A 19,251-nucleotide genomic window follows, 5' to 3' on the forward strand; every position below is an offset into this window, starting at 1 on the left:
CCTGCCACAATTGCTCGGCGCCAGGTTGATTTTTAAACAATCAAGCCTCCTCTAATCAACAAGAGGGGGCTTGTGTTTTCGGAACATTGATTGATGCCTCTAATGGCGCATCATTACTTACTATAGGCTGACATCCCTATAAAGTATTGTAAATAGAGATTCTTCCTGATTTGCTTTACTGCTGAAAGGGTTTTTAGTTATTTGATCTCATTTCTTTGCACTTGATTACTTCTCTTTCCCCTGTGTATCTATTTGCTACTACCTTTTCCCAGTTCTTCTGCCAGCCCTAAGTAGTAAGTAGTGGACTGACACAGCAAAATTTGTGTATTAGGCAAAATCAGAACTCATTGATTTCTCTGATTTCCTCAAAAATCTATTTGATCATTTTAGGCGTGTCAGTCCACTACAATACTGAGTTGCTATTTGATTTTTAAACTTAGTTCAACACGCCCTTTTTGTTTTAGTTCGTCTAAAACGTCAGGGGGAATATTGGTTACTCGTTTTACTTCAGCATCAACTGTGATCACAAAAGTTTTATCACCTCTCTCAATGTAAGTCCTAATTTCCATTGAGTCATGTTCATTATCTAAGATAAGATGACTGCCAAGAACTTTATCACCTCTGGCTTTCATATCTATTTGTATCCGTCTCACATCTTCTTCAATTAGCTCAAAATTCAACAATCCTTCTTGAACACAGAGTAAGTTAGAAGGTTCTTTCAATCCCTCCTCAACTGCCTCTGCGATTTGGTTAGGAAGGCTTACAATCCTATTGAATATTTTACCAAGCTTATCTTGAAGGCTTTCTTGTTGATCCATAACTATCTATAACTGATTATCTCCTAAGTTCCCTGTTGCATAAGTTTCAATTGCATTTTTTTGTCAAGTTGAGCATTAATATCAGCAGGAACGTCTGCGCGGGCAATCTCTTTTTGTCTGTACTCAAGTCTTGTACTACCATTGCGAACATTTCTGACATAAACTTCCATTCTCTGATAAACACGATTTCCCTCTTTTACAAGATAAACAATAGCATCTGAAGTAACTTCAAGAACCTTATCAATGGTATCGAGTATACGTACAAGGACTACAGTAGCCCAATACTTGATTTCTTCCCAAAAAGTTGCCACAAACGCTCCAGCAACAAAGCTTCCTATCACTATTACCCAGGTAATTGGATCCATAAAATTCCTTCTCCATAATGTTTTGTTCAGAGCCATTCGTATTAGTTTTGACTAACACTGGTTTTTTCTTGTACCTTAGTTTTACTGCTGTGTACTTTTCAATTTCTTCTTTTACTAAAGCCTCATCAATTAGTATTTTCGGCGAATTTTCTCTGGTGTCTTAGTTTTACTGCTGTGTATTTTTCAATTTCTTCTTTTACTAAAGCCTCATCAATACTTTTTACCTCTTCAGTTAGCAATTTTAAGCCTAACTTAATAGTGATATTTTTGATATCACCACCACAAAGACCATCACTAATATTAGCTAAACGCTCATAGCTTACTTCTTTGGGTACGTTTTCAGATAAGTGAAATCTCCATAGATGTTCTCTCATTACTAAATCTGGAGATAAAAACTCTATATTGAATATAATTCTCCTCAAAAAAGCCTCATCATAGTTATCAAAAAGATTTGTCGCAAACACAATAATTCCGTTGAATTTGTCTAATAGAGTGAGCAAAGTGCTTTTTGCTGAATTCACACCATGATCGGCTGCTTGTGATAGATTGGAGATTCTTCTACTGAGGACAGCATCAGCTTCATCAAAGAATAGTAAGCTTTTTGTTTCTTCTGCTGTTTTGAAAACTGATGCTAAGTTATCAGATGTTCCTCCTATAAAAGAGGATTCAAGCTCACCATAGTTAGCTCTAATAATTGACATTCCAAGTTTATGAGCAATTGCCTCAGCCGTTATGCTTTTACCTGTACCGGGTACGCCAAAAAAGTTAATGCTCAAAGCACTTCCTGTTTTCAGAAATCGGTTAAATTGCCAATCATTCAAGAGCTTATCTCTGTTTTTGATGTAAGCAACCATCTGGTCTATTTGGTCAAGGGTGCTTTTAGATAGTGCTACTTCTTCAAGAGTCCACTTCGGTTGCTCTACTAAAATCTGTGATTTCTTGTTTGACTTATCGCTGTCTTTGACAATTTCGTAGTCCATATTAATGCTTAATCTATTTGACTCAACTACTACAATGCCAGAATTACAGTATTTTCAACATTCTGCAAAAACGGATTTATACGGTAGTTTTATTACAAAATGCTAAGAAAAACACCGGAAAATATCGGAAAAATTTGACTTGTGTTTCGCTATAATGGTTAAAAATGTTACAGTGTATAGCTTTTATGAATGTAAATGAAGTTGTAAATTTTGTGGATAAGTTAGTATTTGATAAAACTGGCAAGCATTTAGATGACGTTCAAACTGCTGTAGTTGAGGGAACGTGGGAGAGAAAAACCTATGATGATATTGCACAAGAATGTAATGTTACTAAAAATCATGTAGGAGATGTAGGTGCTGAATTATGGCAACTTTTATCTGAAATCTTAGACGAAGATATAAAAAAAACTAATTTTCGTTCCACAATTGAAAGATTGAAAATAACATCATTACCAATTATTATTCAAAATAACAATAAACAAAATAATAATCATACTTTTCATTTTGGTTCACAAGCCCTTGATCAATATAATAACCAAGATAATAATATCCATAAATCTAAATCAATTACTCACGATTTAACTTTAGCACCTCAAATTATCAACTTTTATAATAGAAACTCTGAACTTCAAACGATTTATAATTGGATATTCAATCAAAATACCAATTTAATCTCTATCTTAGGACTATATGGCATTGGTAAAACTACGCTGGTGAAAAGATTTGTTGATTTACATTTAGATAAATTTGATGTGATTATCTGGAGATGTCTAAAGTATCCTAAATCTTTAGATTTACTTATTGATGATTTATTAGATGTTTGTCAACGAGAAGTGAAAAAAACTATAGATGATAAGTTAAAACAATTATTTAAGTTGTTCAGGGAACAAAGATGTTTAATTATTCTTGATGATGTTCAGAATATATTTGTTAGTGGTGAGTTTGCTGGACAATATAAAACTGAATATCAAGATTATCAAAACTTTTTTAGTCTAATGACAAGAATTGAACATCAAAGTAGTGTGATTTTAATTAGCGAAGAAAAATCTACGGAGATGGAATCTTTAAATCAGGATTTATATCCTATTCAATCTTTAGAGTTATCTGGTTTGAATAATGTTGATATTTTACATAATATAGGACTAAATAAAGATGAAACTTGGCTAAATTTAGTTAATTTGTATGCAGGGAATCCTGCTTATTTAAAAAGTATTGCTATATCAATCAAAAATATTTTTGATGGTAAAGTAAGTGAATTTATATCTGAGAATGAATTAGTTATTACTAAAGATATGCAATCTTTATTTGCTGAAGTTTTCAATAAAAAAATATCACCTATCGAACAGGAAATTATTTTATCACTGAGCAAATTTGAGCAACCTGTAACTAGAGAGTATTTAAAGGCAAATTTAAAGGAGAGGTTAGAGTTATCTTCAACTAATTTTATTAATGGCTTAGAATCGCTACAAAGAAGATTTTTAGTTAAGAAAATTACTGAAGATAAAATATTGTTTGATTTATTTAGTGTTTTTAGAGAATATGTGAGAATTTTCTGTGAAAAATAGTGTTCTTATATTCATACCAATGAAGAATATTAGAGATGTTTTGCTTCGCTCAACATGACTCTTTCGGTATTTATGCCAAAATTATAATGTAGCCGAAATTAGTTTCTGTTGACTTTAGCGATTTCTTAATTGAGCGATCGCTCATCTGACAACAAAACATTGAGAGCGATCGCTAGCTTTGGTTTACTGTAGAAACATCGGTCAAGTTACGCCGGATAAATCCGTAAACGCCGATTTGGTTCTTCGCCAAAACTATGAGACTTGAGCCGATAGTGTTCTACTAACTCATGTTGCATTTTGCGGACTTGAGGAGAACGGGGTAATAACTCAACTGGCTGTCCTTTAGGAATCACAATTTGCTCAACGGCTAGCCTAGCTTCTTCTAGTGCATCAATTTCGTCATCACTACCATTGTGCAGAAACAGTTGCAGTTCTCGATCATCGGTAATTTCGGGTTCATCAATGTTCAGCAACCGCCGCAAGCCACGGGTAATCTGAGGAATGGTGCTAGATTTAATCATGTGGATTGGCACATGACGGGCTTTCGCCATTTGCCGCAGTTTAGCATGGTTCTTGACGTGCGATCGCAACGCTAAAATGGCATCAGCACTATCAATGTCTTTTGTCAAGACTACAGGCAAAGTTAGCACATTGATCACCTGTTCTAACTGGTGACGACTAACACCATAAGGGTAAATATGCAGTGGTAAGTCTTCACCATTTGGCCCTGGCTGTCTAGTAGCATTAAAATCAATACTTTCAGAATAGTTAAACGATTCATCCAATAAGCGATCAAATTCACTGCGCCCAGGAATTCGCTCACGTTCTGAAGGTATTACTGGCAAAGCTACCATCTGTCCAGATGAACGCCAGCCGTTAGTTTTTCGTACTGATGCCGAAGATTCATCCCTGACGGTCTGATGTTCGCCACGACCGTTGACAACTGCTAACTGCCGTGTAACAGAGAGTTTCCCCTGGTCATCAACTGTTCTCATTTGGGGGTTAGGCTGTCGTCCTCTCAATAGTGTATCTACCGTGTCAGCGACGCTTTCGTGTACTACCCAGCGTTGCCGTTCCAGCATTTCCACAGCTATCTCAAAGGTAGGAGGAGCTTTGCGTTCTAAAACAGTTTTTTGGCTACCCCTTCTTCTCGCTTCTTCATCTCCCAACGTCACTGCTTGAATACCCCCCACTAAATCAGAAAGCGTGGGGTTTTTAATCAGGTTTTCTATTTGGTTGCCGTGGGCAGTACCTACCAATTGCACACCACGTTCAGCAATGGTGCGGGCTGCTAAAGCTTCCAGTTCTGTACCAATTTCATCAATGACGATGACTTCTGGCATGTGGTTTTCTACTGCCTCAATCATCACCTGATGCTGAAGTTCTGGATGAGCTACTTGCATCCGCCTAGCACGACCAATAGCAGGGTGAGCAACATCGCCGTCCCCTGCGATTTCGTTGGAGGTGTCTATAATGACCACACGTTTATTCAATTCATCTGCTAGAACACGGGCAATTTCTCTTAAGGCAGTGGTTTTGCCCACACCCGGACGGCCTAACATGAGAATTGATTTACCCGTTTCAACCAAATCGCGGATCATTCCTATAGTTCCGAATACCGCCCGACCGACGCGACAAGTTAAACCGATAATCTTGCCATTACGGTTGCGGATGGCACTGATCCGATGCAAAGTTTGCTCAATTCCTGCTCGGTTATCTCCGCCAAATGTTCCAACTCGCTGAATACAATCATCTATCTGTGCTTGAGTAACGGGTGTTTCGCTCAGATACTCGGCTTGATTAGGAAAACGAGCCTCTGGGCGACGACCCAAATCCAAGACGACTTCTACTAAATTATCTCGTTGGGGATGATTCTCTAGTAGTTGTCGCAGGTCTAGGGGCAAAATATCTAACAACTTTTGGAGATCGTCTGTAGTCGTCATGCTTTCTCTGGTGACGTTTTTAGAGATAACGAACGAGCGATTAGCTTTCCTGCTGTGACTTGAGCTGGGAAACGAGGGAATAGGCAAGTTCTACGGCTTGCCAGAGTAATTCGGGTGATTCTTCCAGGCGAACAGTCGCCTTGACATTATTTTTCACCTCCTTGTTTTCCAACTGCTCAATAATGGGTGCTAACTTGACACGGGCATAGCTACCGTAAGCGATTCCCGCAATGGATGATGAGGGGCTATGGAACTGAGAGTCTGAGTGTTCCCCTACTCTGTTGAGTAGTCCCATTGCTTTTAACTTAGCAACTGTGTAGCTGTTAGTGCCACCTGCTAACTGTACATATCCTGGTAATTTAGCTGCCAAAACTTTTTGCCCTAGTTTGACGGTGGCTAATGTAGTGCCATTGCCAATATCACCGCTCATCGGACGGCCGTCAGTTTGCCAAATTAAGGTAGTAGGAAGCGGAGAAATTAAGTCATAGATAGATTGCAGATAGTTGACTATACCTTCTCCGTCGGGACAACTAATCGCTAGTACCTTTAATTGATCTGCCCAGGGTGAAATTGCTTGCCATAATCGTTGAAATTCTGCCAAACGACCGACTTGTGTGTGTATTTCTATGGCATCTATTCCCGTTGAGATTACCAATGGCGCGATCGCTCCTGGCGTTGACACTGATGATTTTGTATAAATTCTATCATAAGGACACACTGGCAGGCAACGACCGCAGCCATAGCACTTTTGCGCCTCAACTCCCGAAAAATCATCTTTTATCGAGTTAAATACAATGGCTTGGGCTGGACAAATCTTTTCGCAAGGTCTGGGGCAGTCTGCTGGACACTCCTGGGGATTAAACTCTGCTTTGCGAAAATGGGGGTCTTCTCCATCGTTCAAACTCACCATTAAAAGAGGTGAGCTACCTTTATAGTCAAAGCCTCGCGCTTGGGCATCTTTAACTAAAGTTTTGGCTACTTTTAAGGCTGCTTGCGCGGCACTGATCACTGCTGGATCAGCTGCCACATCTATACAGTCAGCACCTGCCAATGTATAGGCTAATGTTAAACTTCTGACTGCCGGTAGATGTTGGTAACTGGCTCCGCAGATCAGCTTGAACCAGTTACCTTGTTTGAGAGATTCTAAAGAGGTTAACAAATTAGTCACATTTCTATTATGCTGTCTTGTGACTAAAAATAGCAGTCTCCCAGAGCCAAATTATATCTAGTATACAAATATACTTTCCTCAATCTTATGAGCTTAATATGTTGTTAATAAAAGTTTGAGTTATCAAAATTATCAATTAACTGGGGTGAATATTCATCATTGACACTTGATGTGATTGGTTATTTGTGATTTTCACCCCAAATTGCTATTTGTTAAATAATCAATCATTCACTGTGGATACAGTGGTGACTTATCAATTCCTCCGATATTGTTGAGTGGCCAAAAGCGAAGTATGGCGCGACCGATAATATTTTCACGGGGAACCACACCCCAACAACGGCTGTCGTAGCTGCTGTTACGATTATCACCTAGGACAAGATACGAATCGGGTGGTATGGTCTGGGGTTTAGCTAAGAAAGGCGGTTGTTGTCCTGATGTACAAACATCAATGATTGTACTGTTTTCAGATTTGAGATATTTGTTTTCCTCAAGAGGTTTTTTGTTGATGTAAACTTGACCATTTTTGATTTCTACTGTTTCCCCAGGTAGACCAATTATCCGTTTAATGAAAGCATCCTGATATTGTTCTTTTTGCAACTCTTCTGTTGGTGAGAATACTATAATATCCCCCCGTTGTGGCGCAGAGAATCTATACTTCAATTTATCAACAATAATCTTGTCTGCTTCCCATTGGTTTGGAGTTCCGTGTAAAGTAGGTTCCATAGAGCCAGAAGGAATCCAGCGTGCTTCTGCCACGAAGGTACGAATACCCAAAGCGAGAACGATACTTAATACAACCGTTCTACCTAGCTCTGCGATCCAGGAATTATCGGTTTGTTGATTAGAATTGTTGTCAGACACTTGATTTTGCATGAAATTACTGAAGTAAGGAAAAATGCCAGGTAATGGACTCGTTGAGGCAGACTATGACTATATTTGTTAATCTTAACGGGAGAAAGTCGATTGAGTAATCATCGGACTATTGGATGTGCAAAGTTGTTGCAGTTTTTGATGGATGTTGCTCTAATAGCAAGTATATTCATAAATTAAAAATTAATTTTTGCATGAACGGCAAAATTTTCTGAGCAAAATTGAGCGTACATTTCACCTAAAAGCGGGTTTTTCTATATCTTTAGGTTATTGTGAGAAAATTGTTAATATCATGTCATCACCCCAAAGTTTACTAATTCGTCGCGCTGGCATTATCTTACCTAATGGTGAATTGATGGTAGGAGATGTGCTGATTCGCGATCGCCTGATTGTGGAAGTTGCGCCAGAAATTGCCACAACCACACCAGCCACAGAAATTGACGCACAAGGTTTAACTTTGTTGCCGGGAGTCATTGACCCGCAGGTACATTTTCGCGAACCAGGTTTAGAACATAAGGAAGATTTATTCACCGCCAGTTGTGCCTGTGCCAAAGGTGGAGTCACTTCTTTTTTAGAAATGCCCAATACTCGTCCTTTGACCACTAACCAACAGGCTTTAGACGACAAGTTACAACGCGCCTCCAATAAGTGCTTAGTTAATTATGGCTTTTTTATTGGGGCAACGGCAGACAACTTACCAGATTTGCTTTCCGCCTCACCCACACCGGGAATCAAGATTTTCATGGGGTCAATGCACGGTCAACTGCTGGTTGATCAAGAAGCGTTACTAGAGTCAATATTTGCTCAAGGCCAGCGTTTGATTGCCGTTCATGCCGAAGACCAAGCCAGAATCAAGCAACGCCGCCAAGAATTTGCAGGTATTCATGATCCGGCGGTTCACTCTCAAATTCAAGATAATCAAGCAGCACTGTTAGCAACACAGTTGGCATTAAAACTTTCTAAAAAATATCAACGTCGTTTACATATTCTGCATATGTCAACGGCTGAGGAAGCAGAACTACTGCGTCAGGATAAACCCAGTTGGGTGACAGCAGAGGTGACACCACAGCATTTGTTGTTAAATACCAGTGCTTATGAAACGATTGGCACATTGGCACAGATGAATCCGCCGTTGCGATCGCCCCACGATAATCAAGTGCTGTGGCAAGCTTTGCGAGATGGCGTGATTGATTTTATCGCTACCGATCATGCACCCCATACCCTAGAAGAAAAAGCCCAACAATATCCGAATACTCCCTCTGGAATGCCAGGGGTAGAAACTTCCTTAGCCTTGATGTTAACTGCGGCAATGGAAGGCAAATGTACAGTTGCTCAAGTGGTAAATTGGATGTCTAAGGCTGTAGCCGAAGCTTATGGTATCCCCAATAAAGGCGCGATCGCTCCCGGTTATGATGCTGATTTAGTCCTGGTAGATTTGAACACGTACCGTCCCGTCCGCCGAGAGGAACTATTAACCAAGAGTCGTTGGAGTCCCTTTGAAGGCTGGAATCTCACAGGCTGGGCTGTCACAACTATCGTCGGTGGTCAAATTGTCTACGACAAAGGCAAACTCAATACAGAAGTACGGGGTCAAGCTTTAACTTTTGTGTAGTAAAGGTGATGAATCGCCAAACTAACTGTCCTAGCCTTCAGAGAAGTCAACAGTGATGCTGGTGCGGTCAAAATTCTTGACCATTAGGGGCTGGTTTACCAAAATCATCAATATATTCATGATGATTTGTTGTCAGCCCGCCTCTATTTAATCACTACCACCCAACACTTCAGCATGCGATCGCTTCTTTGATCATGTTCAATTAGTATTTTTACGCAAAAAACTTTAGGGTAAATATTTTATAAATCAGTTGGGTAGTATTTGTACTGGATATTTTCATATAAATGCTAAACTAACGCCGGAAAATGTCTGATATTTTTATGAATTTCGAGTTAATCATAAGCATAACTTTTAATAAAAATTAAAAAAAATCAGTTTATCTCATTATTAACAATTAGTTACTTTAGAAGTATAGCTCCTGAATTGGATTTGATAATTAAGTGCAAAGCCAGGTGAGACGGCTAGTACAGAAATTTCTGTACATTAAACCTGTGTCCTTTTGTTTTTTGCGTTTAACTATCCGGATGTTTTAGCAAATAACTGTAGAGAACAATAGGTTGAAGTAACCGGGTAAGTAGCTGCGAAAACTATGTTTTATACATATAAAAATTTTATATGCACTTAATTTGTTCCCCATTAAAACTTATTTCTGACATTTGTGATTGCCTACTGATTAAGCAGTGATGTAGCTAAAAATCTTAGCATTACTTAGCAAAATCACGCTTCAAACGACCCCTAGGCATTCTTTCCAGCCAACCCAAGCACAAATCTACAGAGATAATCAAGCAATGGGTTAACAGTAATAACCTGAGTGCATGAAACAAAAAATTTTTACCAGTATGGACTGGTTAACTCAGACCTTACAAGAGCCTGAACAGCAAAATTATCCAAATAAAGGAACAGTTTATGTGAGTTTTGAGATCAATCTAATTTGTGGAAAAAGCAGGTATTAAAAAAATCTCTTAACTTACTAGATATCGCCTGCGAAAACATTTTTGAAGACAATTTGAGTTAATTTTTTATCCATCTACTGCCATATTCACCGCGAGAATACGCAATGAGCGCAATTCTCACTCCGCAAGTTAGTAGATGGTAAATCTCACCAGATGTGCTTGTAAATCAGATTTCATTGAGTTTGGGATTAAAGCAGACAATTATGTTGATGATTTTTTTTGATGAGCGTGGTAGCGGTAGATAGAACGAGCGTGGAACTCTCCCTCGACTATCGTAGAATATTTGAGATTGTCGTCAGACAGTAAGGTTGGATGGGGAAATGACGCTGTTAGTGCTGATAAATTTAGGAAGATACGGGTGTGCTAGGGGGTGAATTTGTTAATTTACCCTCTTCATTGCCAAAATGGACTCTATTCACCTACCAAACCTGATCCTGTAGAAGTGTTGACAGCGTTTTTACCCAAATTTAAGCAAAACATCTCACATAGCATTAATGAATTCGTTGATGGTGCAATTGAATGGTATAATCCCGGCTTGACGAGTGCCTTCATTTCCATAAGTCAAATAGACTTGCAAATAACTACTTGGCTTATAAGGCATTCGTTCCGCCCACTCAATCGCTACAATACCCGGAATCACCTCGACACCTTCCCAATAAATTTCTAGGTTTAATGCTGAAACCTCTTGTGGTTCTAAACGATACAAATCAAGATGGTAAAGGGGTAAGCGTCCTTGTGAATACTCATTAATCAGGGTAAAAGTAGGACTAACAATCGGCTCAGTTATTCCTAAACCTTGTGCAATACCCTGTACTAATGTAGTCTTACCAGCACCTAAATCACCTTCTAGAAGAATCACACTACCAGCATTTAGAGTTTTTCCGAGACGGATACCCAAGTTTAGCGTTGCTTCGGCATTTGCGAGGAAAATTTTCATTTAATTAACCCTCATTTTCCATGATGCGCGCCACTGTACCACTTTAAGAGGACTTTTGCTAACTTTTGGGGATTGTGACGCACAAAGCCGGTTTCATCTTCGTACATGACGTTAGCCAAAACAATTCTTCTTCCGAGTTGGGAGACATCTTCCCTATCTAAAAATACAGGATGGGAATTTTGTTGAGCGTAGCGGATGAGTGATTGGGCTGAGGGTGATTTTTTGTGTATTAATACAGCATCAAATAGTTGTCTTTGTCCACAAGCCGCATCAATGGCGCGAATGTGATCAGCAACCGTATAACCTTGAGTTTCTCCGGGTTGGGTCATAATGTTGCAGACATAAATGCGGGGGGCTTGAGATGCGGCGATCGCATCCGCAATGTCTGTAACTAATAAGTTAGGAATTATGCTTGTATAAAGACTCCCAGGGCCAATAATAATATAGTCAGCTTCTCTAATCGCTTTAATTGCGGCTGGTAAAGCTGGGGGATTTTCCGGAATGCAACCAATGTTAACAATTTTCCCGCCGGCTTTAGGGATGTTAGACTCACCCTCTATCCGACGACCATCAGCCAATTCTGCCCAAAGTCGAACATCACTTAAAGTAGCGGGTAAAACTTGTCCTCGCACGGCTAACACTTTGGAACTAGCCGCTACAGCCCGTTCTAAATCGCCAGTAATATCACTCATGGCTGTTAAAAACAAGTTACCAAAACTATGACCAGTCAACCCATCCCCGGCGCGAAAACGGTATTGAAATAATTCTGTTAATAATTTTTCTTCATCTGCTAAGGCTGCTAAACAGTTGCGAATATCCCCTGGTGGTAAGACACCAAATTCCTGGCGTAATCGCCCCGAAGAACCGCCATCATCGGCAACAGTGACAATGGCAGTGATATTAGCACTGTAGGTTTTCAATCCCCTCAGCAAAGTAGATAGTCCTGTACCACCACCAATTACAACTATTTTCGGGCCTCGGTACAATCGACGATGGGCTAATAATACATCTACAAGTTCCTCTTCTGCATCTGGCCTCAGCACTTGAGTAATTGAGCCAACGGTGCGAGTTTGTCCCCAAAGCAGTAGCAACAGACCAAAAAGTAGCACTAAAGGCCCACTCACATAGTTGGGTAAGATATAAGCGATCGCGCCCAAAAAATTCCGAATCAATTCCAACATCCAGAAAATAGGGGTCAGCTTCACCCAAATAGCTAACCCCAAAATTGCCAGCAGTACACCGCCTAGGCTAATTAACAACCAACGTTTAATCGACAGTCCAGGGGATAACCATTTGAACCACTGGTTCACACGATGGGAAGTTCGACTGCGCGACTGCTTTTGCAGTGCATTAAGGGCTTGTCTGAAAAAACCAATTGACATACCTGATTCGGAACAGTGGTACAAACAAAAATTAACAGAAAATGTACACTAACTGGTTTGAACACCAAGTATGAAATTATGGAACTTTGCACATCCATAAGACTACAGCCACATTGTCAAACCTGGCAATGTTGCGTATCAAACAATAACTTGGCATATTAAAAGATATTTTCATGGAAAAACGCATTTTAGGCTTAGATCCAGGACTGGCAATTTTAGGATTTGGGGCAATCACCTGTACAACCAACCCCATTCATGCCACAGAGACAATAGTCAATATTTTAGATTTTGGGGTAATCACAACTGCGGCTAATATAGATGTCGGAGAACGGTTATGTACTTTATTTGATGACTTGCACACTCTGATAGACAATGTACAACCCGATTTGGTAGCAGTTGAAAAATTATTCTTCTATCGTATGTCAAGCACTATCCTTGTGGCACAAGCCAGAGGTGTAGTCATGTTAACTTTAGCGCAACACCATTTACCTTATGTAGAGTTTACCCCTGCTCAAATTAAACAAGCTTTAACAGGTTATGGTAATGCAGATAAATCAGAAGTGCAAGAAGCGGTAGCACGAGAGTTAAATTTAGATGTGATTCCCCAGCCAGATGATGCGGCGGATGGTTTGGCTGTGGCTTTGACAGCGTGTTTTCAGTTATGATTTTTGGATTGAGAATACTGAAAAATACTAAAAATCAAAAATTTGCTGAAAAAAAGGCTTGGCTTCACCAAGCCCTTATATACCAAGCATTTACTACACCAAGATTAATTTAATCCCTCTCTTACTTTAGTTCATCTCTCTATAGGGTGTATACAAATCTTGTTAAACCTGTTATGTACTCATTGTGCTAATTATAAAAAAGGTTTGGTTGGTGACCAAACCTCGATGATTGCTGTGCTTAACAACGTATCAAATTAATTTACACTGGCTTTTTTTTAAATAACATCTTCCTTAAGTATAAATCAATTCGTTTGTGCATATAATTTGTTTTTAGCCAACTAATAATTATACTATAAATTCCTCTCCATAGCAATCATGCACCGGGTAACTCTCCCCTAAAATCTGAAGCTGATTGCCAAATAAATTAGTAGTTGATCCAGTAAAAAAGAGGTCTGAGAAATTACTCAGCCTCTAGTTATACCAGGTGTTTACCATATATTTTAAATTTATTTCCAATTTGATAATAGTTCATCTATCAGAAAGATGTGTACAAATACTAGAAAATATGATATTAATCTCCCAAAAAATAGAATTTAAATATTCAATCAAATTTTGACGAAACCCAATGAATAGTCCCTGACACATCATGAGTAATTCAGTCACAGATGTGCATTTGTTTTCATATCCGAAATGACGCAATAATAATGTATGTTCCTGATTCCAGGATACCAAAAAGAAGACCCTGGCTAAAATTCCAGGGTTTACACACGTTTTTCAGGCATTAACAGGCTAAATTCTAACTTCTGTCCAAAACTTGTTCCCCTATCTCTAGAAAGATAGTAAGATTTTTGAGGCTTTGATATTAATCACAATAGTTTGACAACACGCTCTGAGATTACTACAAAAAGGCGGAATTTTGTGTGACAAATTTTGACAAAATAGGCTCGGTGATCAGCCAAGCCCATACATACCAAGAGTTTACCATAGGGATGATTATAATTAAAGTGATGCTTTAGTGCATCTATCTTTAGATATGTAATGCACTGCCGGATGTTCTCTAGAGAGTTGCTGTATATACAAGATTTAGGTTAAATATGAGTTATGACAAAATTAATAATCCTCATAATATTCATAAATAGCATTAACCTGTGGAAAAAAAGGTTTAGCTACTGCTAAACCTTTCTGGAAAGCAGTTATTTGACACACCAAGATTAATTTAAAACTACTCCTTCTCAAGGTCATCTTCCTCAAGGATGTGTTCAAATTGGCAATGATTTGATAGGGGATTATCCCTGAAAAAACACAGAGAGTTTTCAGAGGCTGGGGACTGGGGTATCAGCCTCAGATATTTCAAAAAACCCCATCTTTGATTTTGGTGCAAGATAGGTGCAAGATGTGTGTTAATTTATCTCTCTGGCTTTTCTTCTTTCTGCACTTTCTGTTTCTTTGCGGTTAGCTTCCAACCATTGGATAATTTCCCCAGGCAATTCTTGCTTAGTGCGACTACTTGCGTCAATACAAACGTGTCTAGTAACAGCTTTCGCAATGATTACGTCATCTGCATAAATTTCGTAGGTGATTTCCAATTTTTCCAGACTGATTTTTTGAGGTATTAAACTAATTAATAGCTTGTCTCCACAAAATATTGGGCGGAAAAAATCCACGCTGGCATGAACAATGGGAAAAGCCACTTTTGGATGAGTAAAAAATTGTTGAATATTTATCCCTGATATTGCTAAAGATTCTTCATAAGCTTCGTGACAAATGCTGAGGATATTAGCAAAATATACAACTCCAGCCGCATCAGTATCTTGAAAGCGAATAGTGCGATGATAAGTAAAAGACATAACTAAAAAGGAAAATTTAACAATAAAAAATAGCAGGATGATCACCTGCTATCTGGACTAATTTTACTGTATTTTCAAAGCAAAATTGATTACTTTAAGGGATAGTATATGTCTTCGGAGGTAGGATTGAGGTAGGGGCGTTGCCAATCAATAGAGTGATGTTGAAAGTGTTGTTTAATTGCTTTCATTCTTTCTTCTACGGCATTCTTACCTGTATGCCAAGCTTCTAATAAGGCATTCGCGAGAATTTGGCAACGATTCATGCCAAAACTTTCTGGGGTAGCTAATTTTTGTGTAGGTTCTTCCGCTAGTCCTAACCCTGGTGCTAAATACTTGGTAAATAATGGTATTTCTGGCTGAAAATAAGTTTGATTTTCTTGATAAATAACTTGTAGAATTTTGTGGATTACTGTATAGTATTCTCGGTCAAAGTAGAGTAGACCAGAATCATAGCGTTCATAGGCAGTAGGATTGTAGAGAACTTGAAATGTAAAGGGGATAGCGGCTGCATTTAATTGCTGCGTCAGATGATCCATGATAGCGATCGCACCCGCCGGATTGAAGTTAAAATAAATCCTCACTGCGCCGAAATCACCATCTAAATTTCCTTGCTGTTCTTGCCCCAGATTGCTGACAGCCAAGTAATAACCATTTTGCAAGCGGTTATTAGGCATCCAAATGGCGACTGATTCCCCGACTTTGACGGATTTTTTTCCGGTTTGAAGATGGCAATCTGGCTCAATATATAAAGTTAAACCATCTTTAGTCACTGCCATACTACCATCTGGTTCTTTTCGCAACACTTGCCAATTGGGGTCAAAATAACCTCTACCATGATTACTAGCTTGCAGTTGTTGATAAAATCCCCAATCGATATCTACAACCGAATTAGTGGCTAAATTTTGTGGAATTGGATAATTAGCATGACTATGTGCAACTGCCAAACTGCTTTGTAATGCACCATTATAATAAATACCGTAAATAAAATTACGTAACAGTAAGTTGAGATATTTATGTTGTAAAGCCGTCGAATTTTGGCGAAATCTGTCTGCTACTTTCGGTGGTAAAGCAAAAGGTTGATAATGGGGATGGTAGATGCAAAAGTTTGGCTCAATCTGGATGTTAGTGGCAATGTCTATCAAGGAATTTAGCATTGTTTTCGCAGCAGCATCTAGGATGAATTAATTCAAAGTTAAAAATTGATACCTGTAAACCACCTACAAGATAAATATCTTGATCCTTTAGTTACTTCGGAGTGCAGCAAAATCTGGGCGGAATATACACTCAAATCTGAATGAATCAGCTAGTTTTGAGTGATTGCTGCTAGCAACCACGCAACCGAGTTTTTTCGTAATAAAGAGGCACTAAGTTCTGTGCTTTTTGGGGTTGAGGTATTTGATGGTGCTTTGCTACACAACTGACAATTTCTGCCTCAGTCATTCCTAAAATACTCAGAATAGATTGCTCAGGCATTGTCAGGAGATTTTTGGCTAATTGTAGCTGATAGGTATGAGAATTATCAAAGGATTTACTGTGGTGTATTTGGGCTTGTATTTGATGAATTAATGCTAATCCGGTAAACTGCATAACTCTAACTAAAAAATCACGACGATACTCTAAAATCATCGGAAAAGCATTAATATAAGCCTGTAACAACGCCACTAATGAGGGTTGAATTTCTTCTAATGGTGTAATTGCTAATTGTAAAGATTCTTCTAACTCCAGAGTCGGATCGATTACCAGACTCGCCAGCCAAATTTTTAAATAGCTAGCTAAGATAGTGCCTAAATCAAAAGCTGGATCACCCCATGCACAAGCTTCCCAGTCAATCAATCGCACTAAGCAGTTATCTAACTGATTCCAGCGTGAATGAATTAATATATTGTCTAATTTTAAATCGTTGTGTGTTAAGCAGCAGGGATGCCATTCATAGGCTAAGTCGGCGATCGCAGCTTCTAAACTCTCAGAGTTTTGATAGGTTTGATAAAATTTTAACGCCTCGCTGGGAACCTGAGCAAAAATCTCTGGGCTAATGGAATCTACCCCTTGCGCCGGATTGTAAAAGCTATAGCGAAACTGTCCTTCGGGCGCAGTCGCCATAAAATCACGATATTCTTGACGTTGGAAAGTTACACGGTGTAATGCGGCTAATGTCGTACCTATCGCCGTGCCAATTTCCGATGGCAAAATTTCGCTATGTTGATAAAACTTACCCAGTTCTACATATTCACCCAGGTAGCTACGCACAAGAATTGAGTTGTCCTGATCGAAATGTAACACTAAGGGAGCGATCGCAGAAATATTACCTAGAACTGGAAACTGTTGCAGCAATTGGTAAAACAGCCACTCATTAAACAATTCGTGGGATATTCCCTGATTTTCATGCCCACGTTCTTGTTTAATCAATAGTTGACGATTATCTCCTACATTCACCACTAAATTGCAATTCTTCTGATTAGTTTTTGGCAACTCAAATGTATTTGATGTGCCATCTTCTAAGCTACACAGACCTGCTGCGTGCAGATACTGGATAACATTGTGAGAAGACAGTGGTAATAACATGGATTATTTCCTAGTTGGTAAAATTGCCGGGACAGTGAATTAATCTCAAGATTGCTTTCGCTTGAGCAATTTAGGTAGATAACAACAAGTATGTGAATATGAATAATTTTGGTTCCAATCCATTAATATCTCATTTATCTGTTCCAAACCTGCCAAAATGGCAAAAATCAACTTGTTTTTTTTCTGTAAATGCTCATAGCTTCCCTATGAAATCTTTACACGGTTTTCATTACGGATTACAAAAAAATCAGAGAGTTTTTGTTAACAGCTTCATCTTGACTAATCCTAGATTTTGTGTTTTTCATCAGCATGAAACAGCTATTTCTGCTAAAAATGCTACTTATTTAGCCCAGTATGGCTATAATCTGGCAAATTAACCCTAGGAAAACAGGATAATCCTTAGCCAGTCTGACTTAACATCTATATTATCAAGAATAATCACCAGTCAATTCACCCATGTATAGTCATCCTTTATATTTAACCATTGTAGTATAAGTAACATAACTCCTAGCTTTTCTCATAACACTTGAATTGCCGTTGATCATGAGTTTGCCAACTGAGCAAGGTACATAGATGAACAAAATATCTTAATGAAATACTGTCTCAAGATAGATGTACCAACTGACAAAGCATTTTTTTGCTAGTCAGTATTTTGGATGATCAGCAGACAACAGAAAACGCTATATCTATAACAACTCATCTAATTTTGAGTGTGAAGTCAAAACACACACAGGGGTTTGCGTAACTTTGGATGGAGATGTAGCATCTGTACACCACAGTCAAAGCCGCCTGAAAAATATCATAATTTATTTATTGTAAATTTAGCTACAGGTATACCTCGGAAATCTCAATGCCATTAATCTGACTGATGGTATTATTTTTATTTATCATCGTGCAGGTGAGAAAACCGGATATTTTAGGTAAATGAGAGTTCTGCTTGCGGAAGAGAAATCAATCATTGACGCTGCGTCGTGAAATCACATACCACGTTAATTAACCAAACTGCAAGCACTCTGTCACTAAAAAAACATTCCCCAGCGTGGAAGGATTAAAAGCTAGCATTCAATTCTCATCCCTAATTACCTGTGATCAGTTTCTTGTCCTGAGATAAGTAAACTTTATTTAATTAAGGCTGTTGGGCTGTGCTTTTATCAGGTTAAGCAAGAAAAAGTACAAGCTGTACTGTCAGCAGCCGCAATAATTTTCTATGACAACGGCTACAAACTGCAAGCAGAGATGTAGAAAAACACCTCTACCCAAAATTCACCAGTTGATTTACCATCACTGTCAGTGCCAGCATCCCCAAAATAGTCATTAAACCTGCGGGCATAAACTTGCGTGTTTTAGCTAATCTCATAGCAAAGAACACAACTAAAACAGCAGTGACAAAAGTTGCTACAATCAAAGCCCAGGTTTGTCCTTGGAGTTGAAAGTAAGCAGCAACTATGAGTAATAAACCACTAACAGTCCCACTGAGGAGTGAAACTTGACTATTGGCCTGCAAGTAGCCAATAATGCCACCAATAATCGCTAATATACCATAGGCGATCGCAGCAATTATACTTAAATTCATGGTTAAACCCT

At 38.7% G+C, this 19,251-nt stretch carries 16 protein-coding genes; 4 read left to right on the plus strand and 12 right to left on the minus strand.

Translation table 11 applies throughout. The features are described from left to right. Positions 1-419: 419 nt before the first annotated feature. From A3775_RS11220 to A3775_RS11230, 3 genes are all read right to left on the minus strand, one after another. Positions 420-818: a hypothetical protein gene (locus A3775_RS11220; protein ID WP_066380064.1), complete on the minus strand. Its 399-nt coding sequence runs from the start codon at positions 816-818 to the stop codon at positions 420-422. A gap of 23 nt (positions 819-841) precedes the next feature. After that, positions 842-1,219 carry a hypothetical protein gene (locus A3775_RS11225; protein ID WP_066424975.1) on the minus strand — a complete coding sequence of 126 codons (378 nt, stop codon included), beginning with the start codon at positions 1,217-1,219 and terminating at the stop codon, positions 842-844. Between the two features lie 89 nt (positions 1,220-1,308). After that, positions 1,309-2,163, minus strand: a complete 855-nt coding sequence (locus A3775_RS11230; RefSeq protein WP_066424977.1) for an ATP-binding protein — start codon at positions 2,161-2,163, stop codon at positions 1,309-1,311. A gap of 185 nt (positions 2,164-2,348) precedes the next feature. On the opposite strand from A3775_RS11230, the gene A3775_RS11235 reads away from it, so the two are divergent. After that, positions 2,349-3,728 carry an ATP-binding protein gene (locus A3775_RS11235; protein WP_066425055.1) on the plus strand — a complete coding sequence of 460 codons (1,380 nt, stop codon included), beginning with the start codon at positions 2,349-2,351 and terminating at the stop codon, positions 3,726-3,728. A gap of 206 nt (positions 3,729-3,934) precedes the next feature. Here the strand turns inward: A3775_RS11235 and A3775_RS11240 are convergent, their stop codons facing one another. From A3775_RS11240 to lepB, 3 genes are all read right to left on the minus strand, one after another. Beyond that, positions 3,935-5,671, minus strand: a complete 1,737-nt coding sequence (locus A3775_RS11240) for a R3H domain-containing nucleic acid-binding protein (RefSeq protein WP_066380056.1) — start codon at positions 5,669-5,671, stop codon at positions 3,935-3,937. A 40-nt stretch (positions 5,672-5,711) separates the two neighbouring features. After that, positions 5,712-6,839 (minus strand): circadian clock protein LdpA, encoded by a 1,128-nt coding sequence (ldpA, locus tag A3775_RS11245; RefSeq protein ID WP_066380054.1) that lies wholly within the window; start codon positions 6,837-6,839, stop codon positions 5,712-5,714. Between the two features lie 228 nt (positions 6,840-7,067). Next, positions 7,068-7,712, minus strand: a complete 645-nt coding sequence (lepB, locus tag A3775_RS11250) for a signal peptidase I (protein WP_066380053.1) — start codon at positions 7,710-7,712, stop codon at positions 7,068-7,070. Between the two features lie 289 nt (positions 7,713-8,001). Between lepB and A3775_RS11255 the strand changes: the two genes are divergently transcribed. After that, positions 8,002-9,321 carry a dihydroorotase gene (locus tag A3775_RS11255; protein ID WP_066380104.1) on the plus strand — a complete coding sequence of 440 codons (1,320 nt, stop codon included), beginning with the start codon at positions 8,002-8,004 and terminating at the stop codon, positions 9,319-9,321. 1,434 nt (positions 9,322-10,755) lie between these two features. Here the strand turns inward: A3775_RS11255 and tsaE are convergent. Then, the gene (tsaE, locus tag A3775_RS11260) at positions 10,756-11,211 is read right to left on the minus strand and encodes a tRNA (adenosine(37)-N6)-threonylcarbamoyltransferase complex ATPase subunit type 1 TsaE (protein ID WP_066380052.1); all 456 of its coding nucleotides are present in this window, start codon (positions 11,209-11,211) and stop codon (positions 10,756-10,758) included. Positions 11,212-11,222: 11 nt separating this feature from the next. Continuing rightward, entirely contained in the window at positions 11,223-12,593 is a 1,371-nt protein-coding gene (gene yvcK / locus A3775_RS11265) for a gluconeogenesis factor YvcK family protein (RefSeq protein WP_066380051.1), read from the minus strand. Positions 12,594-12,766: 173 nt separating this feature from the next. Here yvcK and ruvC point away from each other — a divergent pair, with 173 nt between their 5' ends. Beyond that, positions 12,767-13,258: a crossover junction endodeoxyribonuclease RuvC gene (gene ruvC / locus A3775_RS11270; protein ID WP_066380049.1), complete on the plus strand. Its 492-nt coding sequence runs from the start codon at positions 12,767-12,769 to the stop codon at positions 13,256-13,258. Positions 13,259-14,658: 1,400 nt separating this feature from the next. Here the strand turns inward: ruvC and A3775_RS11275 are convergent. The 3 genes from A3775_RS11275 to A3775_RS11285 form a co-directional block, all read right to left on the minus strand. Continuing rightward, positions 14,659-15,105, minus strand: coding sequence for a thioesterase family protein (locus A3775_RS11275; RefSeq protein WP_066424979.1), 447 nt, complete (start codon positions 15,103-15,105; stop codon positions 14,659-14,661). A gap of 89 nt (positions 15,106-15,194) precedes the next feature. After that, positions 15,195-16,259, minus strand: coding sequence for a T3SS effector HopA1 family protein (locus tag A3775_RS11280; protein ID WP_369815989.1), 1,065 nt, complete (start codon positions 16,257-16,259; stop codon positions 15,195-15,197). A 169-nt stretch (positions 16,260-16,428) separates the two neighbouring features. Then, complete coding sequence (locus tag A3775_RS11285) at positions 16,429-17,667, minus strand: phosphotransferase family protein (RefSeq protein ID WP_066380046.1); 1,239 nt, start codon at positions 17,665-17,667, stop codon at positions 16,429-16,431. Between the two features lie 98 nt (positions 17,668-17,765). Here A3775_RS11285 and A3775_RS11290 point away from each other — a divergent pair, with 98 nt between their 5' ends. Beyond that, positions 17,766-18,044 carry a hypothetical protein gene (locus A3775_RS11290; protein ID WP_066380044.1) on the plus strand — a complete coding sequence of 93 codons (279 nt, stop codon included), beginning with the start codon at positions 17,766-17,768 and terminating at the stop codon, positions 18,042-18,044. An 875-nt stretch (positions 18,045-18,919) separates the two neighbouring features. On the opposite strand, the gene A3775_RS11295 is transcribed toward A3775_RS11290, so the two are convergent. Beyond that, positions 18,920-19,240, minus strand: coding sequence for a TMEM14 family protein (locus A3775_RS11295; RefSeq protein ID WP_066380043.1), 321 nt, complete (start codon positions 19,238-19,240; stop codon positions 18,920-18,922). Between the last annotated feature and the right edge of the window lie 11 nt (positions 19,241-19,251).

Origin of the sequence: Anabaena sp. 4-3, assembly GCF_001597745.1 — a bacterium.
GTDB lineage: Bacteria > Cyanobacteriota > Cyanobacteriia > Cyanobacteriales > Nostocaceae > Trichormus.

Coding starts and splice junctions, on each gene's coding strand:
- A3775_RS11295 (WP_066380043.1), bottom strand. CDS start 19,240: ATGAATTTAAGTATAATTGCTGCGATCGCCTATGGTATATTAGCGATT.
- A3775_RS11225 (WP_066424975.1), bottom strand. CDS start 1,219: ATGGCTCTGAACAAAACATTATGGAGAAGGAATTTTATGGATCCAATT.
- A3775_RS11280 (WP_369815989.1), bottom strand. CDS start 16,259: ATGCTAAATTCCTTGATAGACATTGCCACTAACATCCAGATTGAGCCA.
- A3775_RS11230 (WP_066424977.1), bottom strand. CDS start 2,163: ATGGACTACGAAATTGTCAAAGACAGCGATAAGTCAAACAAGAAATCA.
- A3775_RS11275 (WP_066424979.1), bottom strand. CDS start 15,105: ATGTCTTTTACTTATCATCGCACTATTCGCTTTCAAGATACTGATGCG.
- lepB (WP_066380053.1), bottom strand. CDS start 7,712: ATGCAAAATCAAGTGTCTGACAACAATTCTAATCAACAAACCGATAAT.
- A3775_RS11285 (WP_066380046.1), bottom strand. CDS start 17,667: ATGTTATTACCACTGTCTTCTCACAATGTTATCCAGTATCTGCACGCA.
- yvcK (WP_066380051.1), bottom strand. CDS start 12,593: ATGTCAATTGGTTTTTTCAGACAAGCCCTTAATGCACTGCAAAAGCAG.
- A3775_RS11255 (WP_066380104.1), top strand. CDS start 8,002: ATGTCATCACCCCAAAGTTTACTAATTCGTCGCGCTGGCATTATCTTA.
- A3775_RS11240 (WP_066380056.1), bottom strand. CDS start 5,671: ATGACGACTACAGACGATCTCCAAAAGTTGTTAGATATTTTGCCCCTA.
- A3775_RS11235 (WP_066425055.1), top strand. CDS start 2,349: ATGAATGTAAATGAAGTTGTAAATTTTGTGGATAAGTTAGTATTTGAT.
- ruvC (WP_066380049.1), top strand. CDS start 12,767: ATGGAAAAACGCATTTTAGGCTTAGATCCAGGACTGGCAATTTTAGGA.
- tsaE (WP_066380052.1), bottom strand. CDS start 11,211: ATGAAAATTTTCCTCGCAAATGCCGAAGCAACGCTAAACTTGGGTATC.
- A3775_RS11290 (WP_066380044.1), top strand. CDS start 17,766: ATGAATAATTTTGGTTCCAATCCATTAATATCTCATTTATCTGTTCCA.
- A3775_RS11220 (WP_066380064.1), bottom strand. CDS start 818: ATGGATCAACAAGAAAGCCTTCAAGATAAGCTTGGTAAAATATTCAAT.